This window comes from Chryseobacterium sp. (genome assembly GCF_041914225.1).
Classification (GTDB): Bacteria; Bacteroidota; Bacteroidia; order Flavobacteriales; family Weeksellaceae; genus Chryseobacterium.
Map to the genome: position 1 here is coordinate 54392 of NZ_JAYSDT010000010.1, position 16587 is coordinate 70978.

The window sequence follows — 16587 nt, forward strand, 5'->3', positions numbered from 1 at the left end:
GTAGACACAGACAAAAAATTATGATTCTCTTAAAACATTTTCATTTTTAAAACGCTTACCTTTAAGTTTCTAAAAAACAAAATATTATGGATACTTTATCTCAATTAAAATCCGAACTGGAGGGAGAATTCCAAACCACAAAAAAATTTATTGAACGATTCCCTGAGGGAAAAAATGATTATGCTCCCCATGAAAAAAGCATGAAAATGATGCCTCTTGCCACACACCTTGTAGAAGTTTTTGAATGGCCGAATACTATTTTAAAGACCTCCGAACTTGATTTTGCCAAAGGAGACTACAAACCAACAGTTCTTTCCACCAAAGATGATCTTATGAAAAAGCTGGAGGAAGACTATCAGTCGGCAAAAACAGCATTGGAAAACAGTACTGAAGAGGATCTGAAGCCAAGCTGGACCATTAAAAATGACGGCCATGAACTGGCAAGCTGGAGTAAATATGGGGCCATACGTCACGCTTTAAACCAGATTACCCATCACAGGGCTCAGCTGGGCGTATATTACAGACTGAACAATATTCCTTTGCCGGGAAGCTATGGGCCTTCAGCAGACCAGCAAAGTTTTTAATGACTATCTAAGTATATCTCAACAAAAAACCAATCCGCATGGATTGGTTTTTATTTTATTTAAAGTTGAATTTTACGGTTAGCATTACCTGGCTTGGGCGGAGTTGCATAGTTGTCTGGGCAATAGTTGCATCCCCAACACTTATTTTTTCAAATACTTTTCTATCTGCAATATTCATCCATTTTAATTCAAAATCAACTTTTTTCTTAGACCAGCTGAATTGGTATGAAACATCAAAAAAACCATTGTTTAATTTTGTTTGCCCTAATTTTGAATTGATTTGATCCCAGTAAAAACCAATAGTATGATTTTCCAAAGGATAGAAGAATACATTTAAATTATGGGTATATCCCTCCGTTTTACCAAGATCATTCTGGATGATTCCATTACTTTGTTTATTCCATGATTTAGTCATATTGAAATCAACACTCATCCAGGAGAAATAGGTATTATTGAATTTAAATCCTAATGTATTACCATTAGTTTTAGTATCAATAAGATCTGTGTTTCTTATAGATTGAGATTTTGAGATGCTATTATTATAGCTGAATGATGCATTCGTTTTAAACTTTGGAAAATATTTTCCAATTTCTGCATATAAACTATTGTTTGTTCTTTTGTTTTCTTTTTCTATATATTCAATTTCACTAAATCCTGATTCGTTAACTATGCTTGAAGCCAAAAGGTTATTTTTTGTATCACTTAGCCTATAGCCTACATTAAAAAATAGATTATTCAGCGGATTTCTGTACTCCAATCGTAATCCTCCATTTTTTGTATTGGTTTCAGGTATTGGATTTTTAGGATTCATTTTATTAAATCCACCCGGACTTATTAAGATATATCCGGCATAAGCAGTTTGAATATCTCCAAAATTGTTACTAATCCCTCCATTCACACTGGCTTTGAAGAATGAAGCAAATGAATATTGTGCAAAAATATTAGGAGTAAATGTTACTTTACTAAGAGATTTCGAAACATTTCTGAAAGCGTCTTCAGCTTTGATATTATTAAAATTAACAGGAAAGCTTGAAAATAAGCTCCATGATTCGGACTTATAATTAATTCCCACAGAAGCTGATGGATTAATTCTCGTAAACTTTAAATCATTTTCGTAGTTTAATGTTGCAAAGTCTGGTTTATCATTAACTGTGCTTCCATCGAAATTTGTTATCAGTTTATCTGTTGAAAAGTCGAGTCCTACTTGCGGTGTAAAAGTCCAACCTTTAGAAGAGAAACTGATATTTGCAGAATGCGAAGTATCTAAAGATTTAATTCTGAAATATTGCAAAGCTGTGCTTCCTGGCGTGAATTTAATAGTAGTTAAATCTGTAGTATTTGTTTCTTTGTAAGGAAACTGCAAATAATCGGCTGGAGAAATTTCTAAAATCTGCTTATCATTCTGATAGCTGATATAGGATTTAAAATTTACCATTTTTTCCTTCCAAGGAATAATCGTACTTAAAGAGTTCTGGAAAGATGTTGTGGGCGATTCTAAAGCTTCGTTTCCTATCCTGTAACCATTTTTATCATTTCTTTCGGCAAAAGCTCTATCTGCATTCCAGAATTGAGAGAATGTTGTAGTGTTTTTGAAGAATCCTTTTTTAGCATTTTTTGTAAAGATCAATTCTCCTTTTAGTTTATCCGTATAGAAATTATTCAGGAACCTTGTTGTGTATTGTGTTCCCTGCTGGATATCTCTGGTAACACTATTTGATTCTCTTTCTACTGCGTTATTAGTGTAGTTTGCATTGGCCTTAAGCTCCCATTCTTTCTTTTTATCAATATTGGTAAGGTAATTTGCAGAAAGGTAATGAACACTGTTCATTAAATATCTTTTTACTGGAAGGTTAGGAGTATCTGCATTCTCTACACTCAACCAGTTATTCTGAGAAATATTACTTCTTCTTCCTTCCCATGAGCTTCCGAATGCCAGAATATTCCCTTCATTTTCCACCTGCTCACCCATATTATTGGTTTTGTAGTTGACCACCCACTGGCTTTTCTGCCCGAAAAACATGGGAGTCAGTTTTACATTCCAAAGCCATGGATCTCCGAAACCGGATCCCACTTCTCCTCTACCTGTCATTGTTACAGAGTTTTTAAGCTTGATATTGATGGCTGCCTGATCTGAAGGCACCTTATCCTGCAGAATTTTTACCGGCTGGTGATTTTCCAGAACTTCTACTTTCTGTACCGCATCTTTTGGAAGAGAGTTGTTGATGGTTCCATAACCTCCTTCCATAAGGTCTTTTCCGTTGACATAGAATTTATTGATGGCATTCCCCTGGTACAGGATTGTTCCGTCATTGTTAACTTCAATCCCGGGAATCTTTTTCATTACATCTGCCAGGGTTCTGTCGTTTTTACTGTTGAACGCTTTAAGATCGTAAGAGATGGTGTCTCCTCTTGCGGTGATCATTTTCGTTTTCAGCTGTACTTCTTTAATTTCTGTTGCTTCAGACTGCATTTTGAAATTCAGGGTCTGGTCGCTGTTGCTGATCTGTTTAGTAAGGGGTTTCTGGTTAAAGGCCTTCACTTTAAGATCCACATTGGATTCTGCTGAAGTAAAGGTCACTTTATATTCCCCTTTGGAATTCGTAATTCCGTAAGCCAGAATAGCATCTTTTCCAGGCTCTTCTATCGTCACACTGGCACTTGGTATCGCCACTCCGTCATCATCAGTAATCTTTCCTGAAACCGTTTTCTGTGCGAAAGTAAGCACCGTAAAGAAAAGCATCAGAAATAAGGAAATATTTTTTTTCATACTTATTATTTGCTCAATTAGTTAATGGTTATTGGTTTTTGTTACACTTTTTATAAAGATGAATTTTATGGATAAAGGTTAAATCATTATCACTACAAATGTAGTTATATTTATTAAAGTTTTGATTTTTTCAATAAAATATGCATTTAAAAATCAATTCATCATGACTTACAGAAGTTTACACTACTGAATATTTTTCTTAAAAACTATATTTGGCATATCAATTTTATAAAAACGCAGGCTGATTATTTTTTTAAATCCTGTAACAAAATCTTTATGTATTTTGTCTTATTAAATCAATAAAGGAACATTCTTAACAATAATAGAAATTTTGATATTTTTATCTGTTCCAAATAGTAAAATCTGATTTGAATCATAGATTAAAAAAAAATTAAAAACTGGTACATCAATATATATTTAATAATTTTGTAACATAAAATTTATAAAATGGGAATTATTTTAAAGCCTATAGATGTTGTAGATGATATTTCGAAAGAAGATTTCTACGAAAAATATCTGAAGCCAAGAAGGCCCGTTGTCATCAAAAATATGGCAAAAAAATGGCCTGCTTATCAAAAATGGACGATGGAATACATGAAGGAGGTTGTAGGAGATGTGGAGGTCCCGCTATATGACAGCTCAAAGGCAGATCCCTCTGCTCCCATCAATGCATCTGCAGCAAAAATGAAATTTGGAGATTATATTGATCTTATACAAAGAGAGCCGACTGATCTCAGAATCTTCCTTTTTGACCCGATAAAATATGCCCCTAAACTTCTGGAAGATTATATTTCTCCCAAAGAATTAATGGGAGGTTTCCTGGATAAGTACCCTAATATGTTCTTTGGCGGTAAGGGATCAGTAACGTTCCTTCACTTTGATATTGATATGGCTCATATCTTCCATACTCACTTCAACGGCAGAAAACATATTCTTCTGTTTGATTATAAGTGGAAAGAAAGGCTTTACCAGATTCCGTATGCAACTTATGCGCTGGAAGATTATGATATTGAAAACCCGGATTTTACCAAATTCCCGGCGTTGGATGGTGTAGAAGGTATTGAGTGCTATCTTGAGCACGGTGATACTTTATTCATGCCTACAGGATGGTGGCACTGGATGAAATATCTGGACGGAAGCTTCTCTATTTCTTTAAGAGCATGGGACAAATCATGGGCAGTAAAGGCTCACTCTCTGTGGAACCTTACTGTACAGCGTAAATTTGACGACATTATGAAGTCTAATTTCAAAAAGAAATACATGGACTGGAAAGAGAAAATGGCCATTAAAAGAGCTGAGCTGGCCCTGAAAAGAGGTTTACCAAGATAATAAAAAGACGTTTCAATTGAAACGTCTTTTTTTAACTTATTTATTGATTAACAAATGTTTACAACACTCTGTAAACAGGATACTGCCTGAATGTTTTTTCTTCAAAATAAGGAGAATGTCTGTAAATCCAATCCAGCTGTGCTGTTCCATCCTCCGACAATTTTTTATCTGATGCCCTGGCTGTTTCGAAAGCCTCTTTCAGTTTTTTATCTTTTTTCAGAAGTTCTGCAGCTGTATCTTCAAAGATATAGGCAGAATAATATTCTTTCTGTGCTAATATTCCATCAAAGAAATTCCAGTTAAAGAAAGAGTCTAATGCCTCAGGTTCAAGCGTTTCTATAATATATTTTACACCTGGCTGATTGGTAGAAACCAGATAATCACCCGCAGAAAATGTTATGTTTTTAGTGGAAGCATCCACAGTAGTTTCAAAATGCAGATAATGCCCTTCATAAGGATTTTTAACGGTTTTGAAATCTTTGATTTTATAAGATTCAACTGACAAAGTACTGTCCTTCTGAATCGACTTCATCTGAATATGATTTCTTTTGAACTCTTCAAGAACCCGATACTGTGACTGAGGGATCACATAATATTTAGGAATAGTAATATATCCCGTTGGGACAGCAGTAGTAAAGAGCTTTATATTTTTTGTAAAAGGTTTATTCCGGTCATAATACAGTCTTGGCTTACCTGAAATTTCACTTGGCTTGTATTTTCCTTCATAGCCTTTAAAATCCATCGTAGAAAACTTCGTAGAATCTATTTTCCAACGGATTCCATATTGTTTCCCAGCCTGATACTGTTTTAAATTTTCAATGCGAAGCTGCTTTATTTTTTGGTAGTCCTTATCTAAATTCTGCAGATTCACCAGCATATATTTGTAAGTAGCATCAACCCTTTTGTCATAAGGCTTCAGCATATGGGTTTCAGGAACAGTTCCTAAAGAATTGAAAAGGGAAGTATATCCTGTGGAATATTTGGGAGAGTCTTCAAATGAGGCGAATCCAACTTCCGGAACATCTCCGTGAATGTTTACATAAGGAGTACTTTCATAGCCTAGTTTCTTCATATCCTCAAGATTTTTAGCCTGATACTCATTGTAAAAATAGTTTCCGAGGGTGGTTCCCAGACGTTCTTTAAAGGTGGAAATATAGGTAAATGTATACTGATAATCCGCTCCATTGCTGACATGATTATCAATAAAAACATCCGGTTTCAGCCATTGATAGATTTCCTGAAAGCTTCTGGCATTTTTGGAATCTGCTTTAATAAAATCCCTGTTCAGGTCATAGTTCCTTGCATTTCCTCTGAAACCATACTGTTCCGGTCCGTTCTGGTTGGCTCTGGAGTAAGAACCTCTGTTGAGCATTCCACTGACATTGTAAGCAGAAATAGCAGCAATAATAAAGTTCTGTGGGGTTTTGATTTTTTTGGCAGCAAGATCTCTCATCAGCATCATGGTAGCATCTATACCGTCTGGTTCTCCCGGATGAATTCCGTTGTTGACAAAGAGAATAGCTTTTTCTTTTCTTAATTTTTCAAGGTCTTTTTCAGGAAAGGGATTATAAACCACTACATATATTGGTTTTCCATTGTCATCTTCTCCTTTTTTAAGGTATTGAATGGTATTGAAATTTTTAGCCAGATTTTGATAGTAGCTGTTCATTTCATCGTAGGTAACCGTCTGATTGCCATTTCCTTTTTCAAAAGGAGTCTGAAATGGTTTCTGTGCAAAAAATAAGGAAGAACCCAGAGTGAATAAAAGATATTTCAGTTTCATTGAAGTCATATTTTCAGACTTTAAATGTAGTTATCTTTTGTGAGAAACAGGAATGTGTTGGCAGGCAAAATTGTGAAAGATTGAAAAGGCAAAATTATTTTAAAATAGAAACCTAACAGGTTTTGAAAACCTGTTAGGTTTGTTCTCAATAGTATTAATTTCTGCCCTTTTCTTTAGGATATAAGGAAGGAAGCGGATCACTTTGCCAGAATTCCTTGGAATCGACATCCATGATGGATAAAGCTCCGGTATAAGCTGCTGCGGTATCCATATTCCAGACATTGGCTTTGTTGGCAGGAACCGTAATTCCAATATCAAGAGTAGGCGTATGCCCAATGAATATTTCTTTGTACAATAGCAGCCTTTTGGGATATAATGCTGAGTTTCTCTGTAGCTTTTTATCCATTGCAACAGCGGTTTCCCAAAGGGTTCTGTCCCAACGATAATTACTGGAATAAACATCTCTTTCAGGACCATGCATGGATGCATAACCCGCATGAATAAACAACCGGTTCTGATCATCAATATAATAGTTTTTCATTCTTTGAAAGAACTCAAGATGAAGATCCAGATTTTCCGGGAGATAATCTTTGTAACTCTCAACGGTACTTCTTCCTCCGTTAAAAAGCCATACATGAGGACTTTGGCCTGATGCCAGCCAATCTTCGCACCAGGCATCATGATTTCCTTTGATGAAAATACATTCCTGTTTTTCTGACAGCTCAGTTAAAAACTCTATAACTTCGGAAGATTCACTCCAGCCATCTACATAATCTCCTAGAAAAATCACCTGATCATTTTCTGTGACTCCGGCTCTTTCGAGAACCTGTTGTAAGGCTTTAAATCCTCCGTGGATATCACCAATTACTAATGTTCTGCTCATCTTTACTTTGAAATATATTTTGCATCTACAAAATCTGTCAGCCAAACTCCGTTTGCAGACTGAAAGAAAGCTAATCCATCCTGATGCATTGTTCCGGTTCTGATGGTAAGAATAACAGGCTTGCCATGTCTCATCCCGACCTTTGCAGCCGTTTCTTTATCAGCACTTAAGTGTACATGCTGACGTGTTCGCTTTTCAATTCCTTTTTCCAGAATCGAAGCAATATTGGTTTCTGCAGTTCCGTGGTACAAAAAGTCAGGAGGCTGTAAAGCTTCCAAAGCCAGGTCAATATCAATAGAATGTCCCTGACTGGCTCTGATCATGGTTTTATCTTCATTAAAAGCAAAACGTTTTTTATTATTGGTTTCTACTACCTCATCCAGTTCTTCGGGAGTAAAATGTATTTTTCTTTTCGCAGATTTTTCTCTCAGCTCTTCTACATCTACCCAGCCGTTTTCATCCAGTGCAAGTCCTATGCTTTCCGGCTGATGCCGTAAGATCAGGCTTAAAAATCTACTTATTTTTTTCTTTTCTATTTCGTTCATGGTTGGTGCATTTTAATTCATTAATTTTTGGTGTAATTTCTCACACAGCTTCTCAATATCGTCCTTTCTCACCAGCTCTGCAATCCATTCCTCAGGAATATTTTCGTATCCATAATAAATTCCGGCAATTCCTCCGGTGATGGCTCCAGTAGTATCTGTATCTTCTCCCAGGTTGACTGCTTTTAAAACCGCTTCAGCATAGCTTTCTGAGTTTAAAAAACACCATAAAGAGGCTTCCAGACTTTGGAGAACATAGCCGCCACTTTTGATTTCATCTTCAGCATATCCTGAAATATCATGTTTCAAAATCCTATTGAAAAGTTCAATTTCTTTTGGGTTAAAACCTTGATTTTTAGCGTATTTTAAAGTGACATTCTGTGTTTGCTCATATGCTTCTTTTTTATTCTTTCCTTTCAACAGTTGAATAGCAAAAATCACATAGATGAAACAGGCAAAAACAGAACGGAAATGCCCGTGAGTTATTGCGGAAACCTCTTTTACCATCAGATAGAGTTTCTGAATATCATCTTCCTTTTTGAGATAAAAAGCTAAGGGAAGAATTCTCATCAAAGAACCGTTTCCATTATCTTCTTCAAAAATATTTCCTGAAAATCGGGCGCTCTCACCTTTGATTAATCTAGCCAAAGAATGTCTTGTCGTTCCTCCAATGTCAAAAAGTCTTCCATGAGCAGTCCAGTGACCGTATTTATTCCATTTTACAAAGCTCTGTCCGATTTTTTCCAGATCATAACCTTTAGTAAGTTCTTCCGAAAGACAAAGGGTTAGAGAGCTGTCATCACTCCAGGTTCCTTTGGGTTGGTTCCATGACATATACTCCAGCATTTTTGTTACCGGAAAACGTTTTAAATCTTCCCTTTTTTTAAATTCCACCGGAACCCCAAGAGCGTCTCCGATGCAAACACCCATAATTCCTGCTTTTACTATATTTTCCATCAGGCAAGGTTTACCAGTTTATCAAACAACAGTTTCATTCCCTGTGTTGCTATTTCTTTCATTACAACAGCTCTCTGTCCGTAACCAAAACCTGTTTCATTAGGATTGATCACAATTAGAAGACAATCGTCTTTGATATCATGAATCAGTCCGGCTGCCGGATATACCTGCAAAGAAGTTCCTATTACGAGTAAAATATCCGATTCTTTGACAATTTCCTGTGCAGTATGATACAAAGGAACATCTTCTCCGAACCAAACGATGAAAGGTCTTAACAGTGCCCCATCTTCGGCCTTATCTCCAATTTTAATATCATCTTTTTGTTCATAAATAAGGTTTTTATTGTTGCATGAGCATGATTTGAAAAGTTCTCCATGGAGATGAAGAATATTGGAAGATCCTGCTCTTTCATGAAGGTCGTCAATATTCTGGGTAATAATCTGAACCTCAAAATATTTTTCCAGTTCTGCCAGTAATTGATGTGCTTCGTTAGGCTTTACCTCATGAAGCTGGCGTCTTCTCTGGTTGTAAAATTCCAAAACCAACGCTCTGTCTTTTCTCCATCCTTCCGGACTTGCCACATCCGTTACATTATGATTTTCCCAAAGACCGTCTCCGTCTCTGAAGGTTTTTATTCCGCTTTCGGCACTGATTCCGGCACCGCTTAATATGGTTAGTTTTTTCATCTTCTATTTATAATTTCATTATAATGGAAGTCCTTATAAGGATTACTAATTCCAGCCTCTTCCCAGTCGTCACAAACAGTAATAATTGAATCAGCATATTTAATATATTGTTCATCATTTTTAGAATAAATATCTATTAAAGATTCTACCTCTTTATTATCAAAAATATAAAGACTATTATTTTCTTTAATTAAAAAAGCTTCCCTAAACGCTATAATAAAATCCTTTATATCAGATTCACTTTTACTACCCTTATAAAAAACATAATATGATTCATGTGATACATTAATTCGATGTTTCATTATTTCAAATTCGAACTCATTTACATTATGTTTTAACTTCCTTTTGGTCTCATTCACTAGTTTAAAATTCAATTCAAAATTTGACGGAAAAACCTCGTAAAACTTCACATCATCATTTTCAAAAAGTTTATAAAAATCTTTCTTTATCTTTTCTGGTGTTTTAACGCCAAAGTAAATTCCTGTGATAGCTGAACGATGAATTTTTTTCATTCCAAATTTATCAAAGATTAAGCGAATTTCTTTTTCATGTTGCCACGCAGACTTTTTAGTAGCAAACATTTTTCTTATAAAACCATCTTGCAAATTTATAATATCATCAATTCCCAAAGTTGGAATATTATCTTTATAATCAATTTGAAATTGATATTGAAAATCAAAATTTTGCCCTTTATCAACTAATTTATCTAAATCATATTCTATACAATATCCAGAATATGAACTAGCATAATAAGCCCATAATTGCTCATTCAAAAAATCTGTACTTAAACAATAAACTCCAACTTCTTCTTTAAAATTTAAAACTTCCTGAAATTGTTTTTCGAAGTTTTCTAATTCCTTATACGGGAATAATATTTTCAATTGTTTTATAACTTGAGATATCTCCTCGTTAAAATAGATATCAAACGGATCATTTAACATGCTATAATTTGATGAGTAAAATGAATTATTACTTATAGTTTCAAAATCTCTTTTAAAAACATCTTCTTCTATTGATCTATATTTATAAGCTTTCATGATAATTATGTTTTTCTATTACAAAATAATTTCTTCAAACGGTTTCAGCATTTCTTCTTTCTTTGTAAGCACTGCAAAAATCACTCTTTTAAATTTATTTTTATATTTACCCTGAAGGTGTTTTTTAAATAATCCTGCAATTTCTTTTGGATCATTTTTAAACACGCCACAGCCCCAGGCTCCTAAAATTAATACCTCATTTCCTTCATGCAAAGCGAGGGAAAGCATTTTATCCATCCTGAGATCCATTGCATCAAGTATTTCATGAGCTTTTTCCGGTTCCTGGCGCTTTACCACACCTGCATTGACTGCAGGAGAAGTAATAAAATTGCACAGAACTGGCTTATCCAGTAATTCTCCTTTGTCTTTTCGGAACACCGGAACTTTCGGGCTGTAAATCATGGTGTCAGTATAAAAACAGGATTCCATCGCACGGTGAATTTTGTAATAATCCCAGGCTTGAAGCAGACTTTCATGCAGTCCGGAAGTTCGTGCCAGGCTTTCTTCCTGCGCTTCTGCCCCGTTGATAAATCCTCCTCCAGGATTTTTTGCTGAAGCGAAGTTCAGACACATGAGTTTGTGCTGATCTTCTTCTTTTGCCAATTGTAAAATAGCTTTTAAAGAACTGTAGTTCCAGGTTTCAATTTTTGTTTCAAAATCAGTTTCCGGCATTGGAAGTTGTATCATCTCGGAAAGGTGTTCCGGAGTGAAAAGAACGGTTTTTTTTTTACTGATTTCCAGCTCGTTTTCTATATTTATTTTTTCGTTATATTCGTTGATATAATATTTTCTGGCAAGGATATCCAAGGTATCTTTTGCCATTCCTTTATTAGTCATAGTTAGTTTTTTAATGTTTAACATCAATTCTTCCAAACCAGTATTTCCTGTTTTTTCAAAATTATCACCTATAAATACTTTGGTTGCTTTAATGTCTCCTATAATTGCCTTATTAAAGCTATTTAATTCTTCAGAAGGGACCCATAACTCATTATGGTTTCTGGCCCCGACATTCTGTGTCGGATATTGATCTGCGACTTCTTCCAACACTTCAAACTGCGTTACAAAACCAAGATAGTTTCCGGCTTCGTCCCTGGTATTCCATTTTTCAGCAATTTCTGAAGCATATTCTTCGTTAAGAACAGGATAAAAAATAGGCTGCCATTCTAATCTTGGGGGGAAACTTTTAAATCCGCTTTCCATAATCAATATCATTTCCTTTTCTCCTACCGGTCTGTATAATGTTTTTGTTTTCATGACTTTTCGTTTATTTTATTACATTATAACTCCAAATTTCTCTTTTCTGAATTAATTCATTCAAAATCATATACATACACATCCACATCCTTGACAAGCAGTGTTCTTTCTATAATAGGTTCAATTTCTTCCCATTTTCCTCCTGCCAGTCCGCATCCGATTCTCGGCATATGTACTGAAGCTTTTTGTTGGACAGCTTCATTCGAGAGTTTTAATAAACATTCTTCTACAGCATCATATCTGATAGGTGGAACTTTTGAATGAGTGATAATTTTATGCAGAGCAATCATATTGCATACCCAGATATCATCCGCTGTCTGAACGATCTGGATTTCTCCAAGATTAAAATTTTTATTGATCTTAAACCACTCCCTATATGCTTTTTCCGGTTGTTTCCACCTTTTGGAAATGGCAGTGACAAATCCTTTTCCCCAGCCTCCTATATCATTGCAGATATGAGCAATAATAATATTTCCTCCGGCATTGGGACGGGTAGCATCACCTTTTATATATTGTATTGTTTTCATGATTATTATTTTTCAATCCTTGATCATTTTCTATTCTATCATTACATATAAAACTAATGCTTTTTATGTTATTCCTGATTCTCTCTTGAAATCAAAAAATCCGTCTAAAATCTTTTGAATACGGAGAGTACGATCCATACACAGCGTCAAACTGCACATCAAGATTCTCTAACTTAAACTGTTCATCAATCTGATCCAGGCAGGTAATAACAAGATTCTTTTTAGTCGGGAATATATAAGCTCCGTCCACTTTCAAGGCATAATTCAGTAGTTTATAATCTATTTCTCCTGTTCTCAGCTCCTTCTGATATTCATTAAATATACAGGTTTCCTCTTCATTATTTCTAAGTTTCATTTCTTTTTCATTGCTCATCCAGCCGTTTCCGTGGCGGGTTGCATAGCTTCTGCTGACATAATACATTTCAATATCTTCAATTTTCAAAAGCTTACAGATTTCGTATACATTTTTCGAAGTGGTATGAGCATAGGTCACATTGGGAAAAACGCCATGATCCATATCGAGTAAAATACCCTGGCTTCCTTCAAAAATAAGGTGATTGAACGAAGCCAACCAGGTATAATCATTTATTTTCCAATCAATTCTATCAATAGCTTCTAAAAAAGGCTCTAAAAGTTCTCTGATCTCGTTTTCATCTGTAAAACCATAGTAATAGGCAATTCCTTTCAGCTTTTCCATCAGCATTTCTTTGGGTGCAATCAGGTCTGCAGCAAACAGTTTATAGGGACTTTCATTTCTTTTCATGGTGGCTCCTACTCCTTTTCCGCAGGTTCCGTGTTCCAGGTTTCTTGCATTCGTTCTGTTCTGCCAGACATCAAAAGGGGTAGTAACCTTTGCCAATGGATGAATATGCAGCTCAATATTTCCATGCTTTGTCTTCAGTTCTTCTCTTTCATTAAGGAGAAAAACAGGATGAACAGTACAATGTTCTGTGAAGTAAGAAGGTAATCCGCGAAGAGATCCACTTCCAAAACTGGAATGCACATGCTTTCTATCATCAATCATGACAGTATGAGCAGCCTGCTGACCGCCTGAAAACCGGACTACAATAGCCTCAGGATTCTGAGAGGCCAGAAAATCTGTGGTAATTCCTTTCCCTTCATCACCAAAACCAAGTCCTATTACTATTTGTGCCTTTTTCATCTCTTTTTATTTTAAAAGCTTGCTATCATCATTTGTGTTTAATTTTCCTGATGGCAATTGCTCTGTTTTAAAGCATTTGAATCTGATCCAATCCTTCTGTTCCTGTTGTTCCAAAGGTTGAGTTTTTAAACTTATCACAGATAATTCCTTTAATAACGTTCGGAATTTCTCTGTGATCTTCTATGGAAATACAGTTTTGTCCTAATAATTCTCTCCATCCCCTGTCTGCTCTCAATGCCTGATCTGAATGCAAAACGCTGATATGGTATACTTCATATTTTTTCTTTGCTTCTTCCAACAGCTCAATATGAGTATAGGTTTGCTGTCCTTTCCCCATAATTTCTCTGATTGCGGAAGCAGGAAGTGTTTTTAAACAAGGCTCATCTCCAACAGTAAACAGCAATCCTTTTTGTTTTCTTTTCTCAAAGGCATCTGTTCTGGTATGGAAAGCTGCAAAATACCATGCTAACAGGTAGCTTTCTCCGGCATTTCCTCCGCCACCGGATTCAATATAAGTACGGGTAAGCCACATATCCAGCTCTGCATCCCCGGACTCAAACTGTCCTACCTGAAGCGGATAGCCATCACATTCATGATCTCCGATTCCAAGGAACAATAAGGCCGGATCGGGAACGCCTCCCTGGATAATTCCGCCCATCAGTTTATGTAATCCATCTCTGATCAGCTCGTAAGGAATATGTCCCATACTTCCGGTAACATCCAGCCCTAAAATAATCGGAACCGAATGAGGATGAACTTCCGAGTCTCTGGATTCCCTGAAAGAAATCCCGTGAGGATTCATGGATTCATGAGCCATTCTTTTGGCATTCTGGGTGAAAATTTCTCCCGCGGATTTTGTTCCGTAACCTGCTTTTCTTGCTCTGTCATAACGAGCGTCTAAATCATATCTTGTACTTCCCATGACTATACTATTTTTCCAAATAAATATTCAAATCTTCTCTGGGTTACTTCCAGCTGAATATTCAGATTTCTGATTGTTAATGATAATTCCATGTCTTTCTGAACAAATGCTTCCGGATTGAAATCCGCAAAAGTCAGACTGTTCCTGTCCAAAGGACTGATATCAATAAGTCCTTCCTGTTCACGCTCGAGTCTTTTGATTTTTAATTGGATGTCTTCGACTCTGCGTCTGTAGATCAGTTCGGAATCTGCTCCGATGATCCTTGCACGGTCTTCTCTGATCTGATCATTATTTCTTTGTAATGATTCGATAAATCTGGGTTTTAATTCATCTTCCATGACCAATATTTTATTTGTGTTTATATTACGCTAATTAAACCAGACATAGTAATGCAATTCAGTTTTTTCCATGATTACTATTTTGTGTTGGTTTTATGCTTTTACTTTCTTAGTTGATCTCTTACTTCCATCAAAGCAAACCCTAACAGGTTTTCCCCGCTCCACAGTAAAGGATTTTCTGCTCTGCTATCTGTTTCCAGCATTCCGATTCCCCAGATTTTGTCATAAGGACTTGCCTCTACGAGGATTTTATCTCCGGTTGATAAAAGAAAGTCTTTAAATTTCTGATTTTGAGAGAATTTCAAAAGATTTCCCTGGGTTACAATTTCAAATTTATGCTTGTCCCACTGTTTCGGATCAAAGTTTTTTACTTTTCTGCCCAGAGCTTTTGCCTGATTAGGGGTATTTGCTTTTAAGATTTCCTCTTCTGTTCCAGGATCATTAAATAATCTAGCCTTTCCTGCCATCATATAATGTTCTGCCGTTTTGTAAATGATCCCGTTTTCTTCAAAATTTCCGGGAAACCACTGGCTGAAACATGACTTGGTGACGGTATCTTTTGCCGTGTGTCCCCAGAAAAAGAGAAATTTTATCTTTTCTTTCTTCTGAAAACGTTCTTTTATATTCTGCAAGTTGTATTTCATGATTGCGTTATTTTTACACAAATTTAAACTAACATCATTTTTCTTTCCAAATTTATTTGTGTTAAATTTACGCTAATAATTATAATTAACTGATTTACAGATATAAAATTTTAATTTATAAAACACGAAAGACACAATTTATGATCACAAATGACACTATTGACTACATCGAATCTTCGATTTCTGATGAAGGAAGCATAACATCTAAACTCCGGATTCTTCATTTCACTGCGCTACATTCAGAATGACAAAATCATAATAGCAGGATTAATGAAAAATTATATATACCCTTTTTAGTATGTTTTGGCTAAAGCCGACGGGAGGAGCAATAAAAAAACGGGCTGAAGCCCGTTTCTACTGAATATGTTTTTGATTAATTATTAAATACATTTTCTTTACTAACATATATTCGTGAGTATTTGTGCAAAACATTCGTGAAATTTGAGTTTACAGATCTTATTTAATTTCGAAATAAAACCCCTGCTCTTCAAGCTCTTTATATTTTTCCTTATTGAAAGTAAAAAGTTTTCCGGGTCTTCCGCTGCCTTCTTTTTTAACGTTATTGGTTTCATTAAGCAGCCCGTAGCTCATAATTTTTTTACGAAAGTTTCTTCTGTCGATTTCCTGTCCTATAATGGTTTTATAAAGGTTTTCAAGATCAGAGAAAGGGAATTCTTCATTGAGAAGATTGAAACCGATCGGCTGATACTGAATTTTTGTACGTAGTCTTTTTAAGGCAGTATCAATGATCGTTTTGTGGTCGAAAGCCAATGAAGGAAGCCTATTAATACTGAACCATTGTGCATCTTCAGCATCAGAGTCTGCAAAAAGTTCATGATAAGATGGGTTCACAAGCCCCAAATAAGCCACAGAAACCACTCTGTTTCTCGGATCCCGGCCCAGATCACCAAATGTATACAGTTGTTCCAGAAAATCGGGCCTTATGCCTTCCTCTTCGTACAGTTCTCTTTTTACCGCATCATCCACACTTTCATCATCAAGAACAAGTCCTCCGGGCAGTGCCCACCCTCCTTTAAAAGGTTCAATATTTCTTTTAATCAGAAGGATCTGAAGGTCTTTTTTATCAAAATATCCGAAGATGACAGCATCTACAGCCACTTTTATATCCTGTAATTTTTTTGGAGACTCCATAAATTGATTTGCGTTACGAA

16 protein-coding genes are annotated in these 16587 nt (G+C 35.7%); 2 read left to right on the plus strand and 14 right to left on the minus strand.

The window, feature by feature from the left end:
* Positions 1-86 precede the first annotated feature (86 nt).
* Positions 87-584: a DinB family protein gene (locus ACE3RB_RS06910; RefSeq protein ID WP_374463554.1), complete on the plus strand. Its 498-nt coding sequence runs from the start codon at positions 87-89 to the stop codon at positions 582-584.
* Positions 585-639: 55 nt separating this feature from the next.
* Here ACE3RB_RS06910 and ACE3RB_RS06915 read toward each other — a convergent pair whose 3' ends face one another.
* Positions 640-3351: a hypothetical protein gene (locus ACE3RB_RS06915; RefSeq protein WP_374463555.1), complete on the minus strand. Its 2712-nt coding sequence runs from the start codon at positions 3349-3351 to the stop codon at positions 640-642.
* 447 nt (positions 3352-3798) lie between these two features.
* Between ACE3RB_RS06915 and ACE3RB_RS06920 the strand changes: the two genes are divergently transcribed.
* Complete coding sequence (locus tag ACE3RB_RS06920) at positions 3799-4680, plus strand: cupin-like domain-containing protein (protein ID WP_232722697.1); 882 nt, start codon at positions 3799-3801, stop codon at positions 4678-4680.
* 58 nt (positions 4681-4738) lie between these two features.
* Here the strand turns inward: ACE3RB_RS06920 and ACE3RB_RS06925 are convergent, their stop codons facing one another.
* The 13 genes from ACE3RB_RS06925 to ACE3RB_RS06985 all read right to left on the minus strand — a co-directional run bounded on the left by ACE3RB_RS06925 (position 4739) and on the right by ACE3RB_RS06985 (position 16567).
* Complete coding sequence (locus ACE3RB_RS06925) at positions 4739-6463, minus strand: hypothetical protein (protein WP_374463556.1); 1725 nt, start codon at positions 6461-6463, stop codon at positions 4739-4741.
* Between the two features lie 154 nt (positions 6464-6617).
* Positions 6618-7346 (minus strand): metallophosphoesterase family protein, encoded by a 729-nt coding sequence (locus tag ACE3RB_RS06930; protein WP_374463557.1) that lies wholly within the window; start codon positions 7344-7346, stop codon positions 6618-6620.
* Positions 7347-7348: 2 nt separating this feature from the next.
* A complete protein-coding gene (locus ACE3RB_RS06935) occupies positions 7349-7891 on the minus strand; it encodes an RNA 2'-phosphotransferase (RefSeq protein WP_374463558.1) in 543 nt (180 codons plus the stop codon).
* 12 nt (positions 7892-7903) lie between these two features.
* Positions 7904-8845: an ADP-ribosylglycohydrolase family protein gene (locus tag ACE3RB_RS06940; protein ID WP_374463559.1), complete on the minus strand. Its 942-nt coding sequence runs from the start codon at positions 8843-8845 to the stop codon at positions 7904-7906.
* Entirely contained in the window at positions 8845-9531 is a 687-nt protein-coding gene (locus ACE3RB_RS06945) for an NAD-dependent deacylase (protein ID WP_374463560.1), read from the minus strand. The genes ACE3RB_RS06940 and ACE3RB_RS06945 overlap by 1 nt, the downstream gene beginning before the upstream one ends.
* Complete coding sequence (locus ACE3RB_RS06950; protein WP_374463561.1) at positions 9528-10568, minus strand: DUF2971 domain-containing protein; 1041 nt, start codon at positions 10566-10568, stop codon at positions 9528-9530. The genes ACE3RB_RS06945 and ACE3RB_RS06950 overlap by 4 nt, the downstream gene beginning before the upstream one ends.
* A gap of 18 nt (positions 10569-10586) precedes the next feature.
* The gene (locus tag ACE3RB_RS06955; protein WP_374463562.1) at positions 10587-11822 is read right to left on the minus strand and encodes a TIGR02452 family protein; all 1236 of its coding nucleotides are present in this window, start codon (positions 11820-11822) and stop codon (positions 10587-10589) included.
* Between the two features lie 56 nt (positions 11823-11878).
* A complete protein-coding gene (locus ACE3RB_RS06960) occupies positions 11879-12349 on the minus strand; it encodes a macro domain-containing protein (protein ID WP_374463563.1) in 471 nt (156 codons plus the stop codon).
* Positions 12350-12440: 91 nt separating this feature from the next.
* Positions 12441-13511: an adenylosuccinate synthetase gene (locus ACE3RB_RS06965; protein WP_374463564.1), complete on the minus strand. Its 1071-nt coding sequence runs from the start codon at positions 13509-13511 to the stop codon at positions 12441-12443.
* Positions 13512-13578: 67 nt separating this feature from the next.
* Positions 13579-14433 (minus strand): hypothetical protein, encoded by an 855-nt coding sequence (locus ACE3RB_RS06970; protein WP_374463565.1) that lies wholly within the window; start codon positions 14431-14433, stop codon positions 13579-13581.
* A gap of 2 nt (positions 14434-14435) precedes the next feature.
* Positions 14436-14771: a hypothetical protein gene (locus tag ACE3RB_RS06975; RefSeq protein WP_374463566.1), complete on the minus strand. Its 336-nt coding sequence runs from the start codon at positions 14769-14771 to the stop codon at positions 14436-14438.
* Positions 14772-14872: 101 nt separating this feature from the next.
* Entirely contained in the window at positions 14873-15415 is a 543-nt protein-coding gene (locus ACE3RB_RS06980; protein ID WP_374463567.1) for an NADAR family protein, read from the minus strand.
* Between the two features lie 456 nt (positions 15416-15871).
* On the minus strand, positions 15872-16567 hold the full coding sequence (locus tag ACE3RB_RS06985) for an NUDIX domain-containing protein (protein ID WP_374463568.1): 696 nt from the start codon (positions 16565-16567) through the stop codon (positions 15872-15874).
* Between the last annotated feature and the right edge of the window lie 20 nt (positions 16568-16587).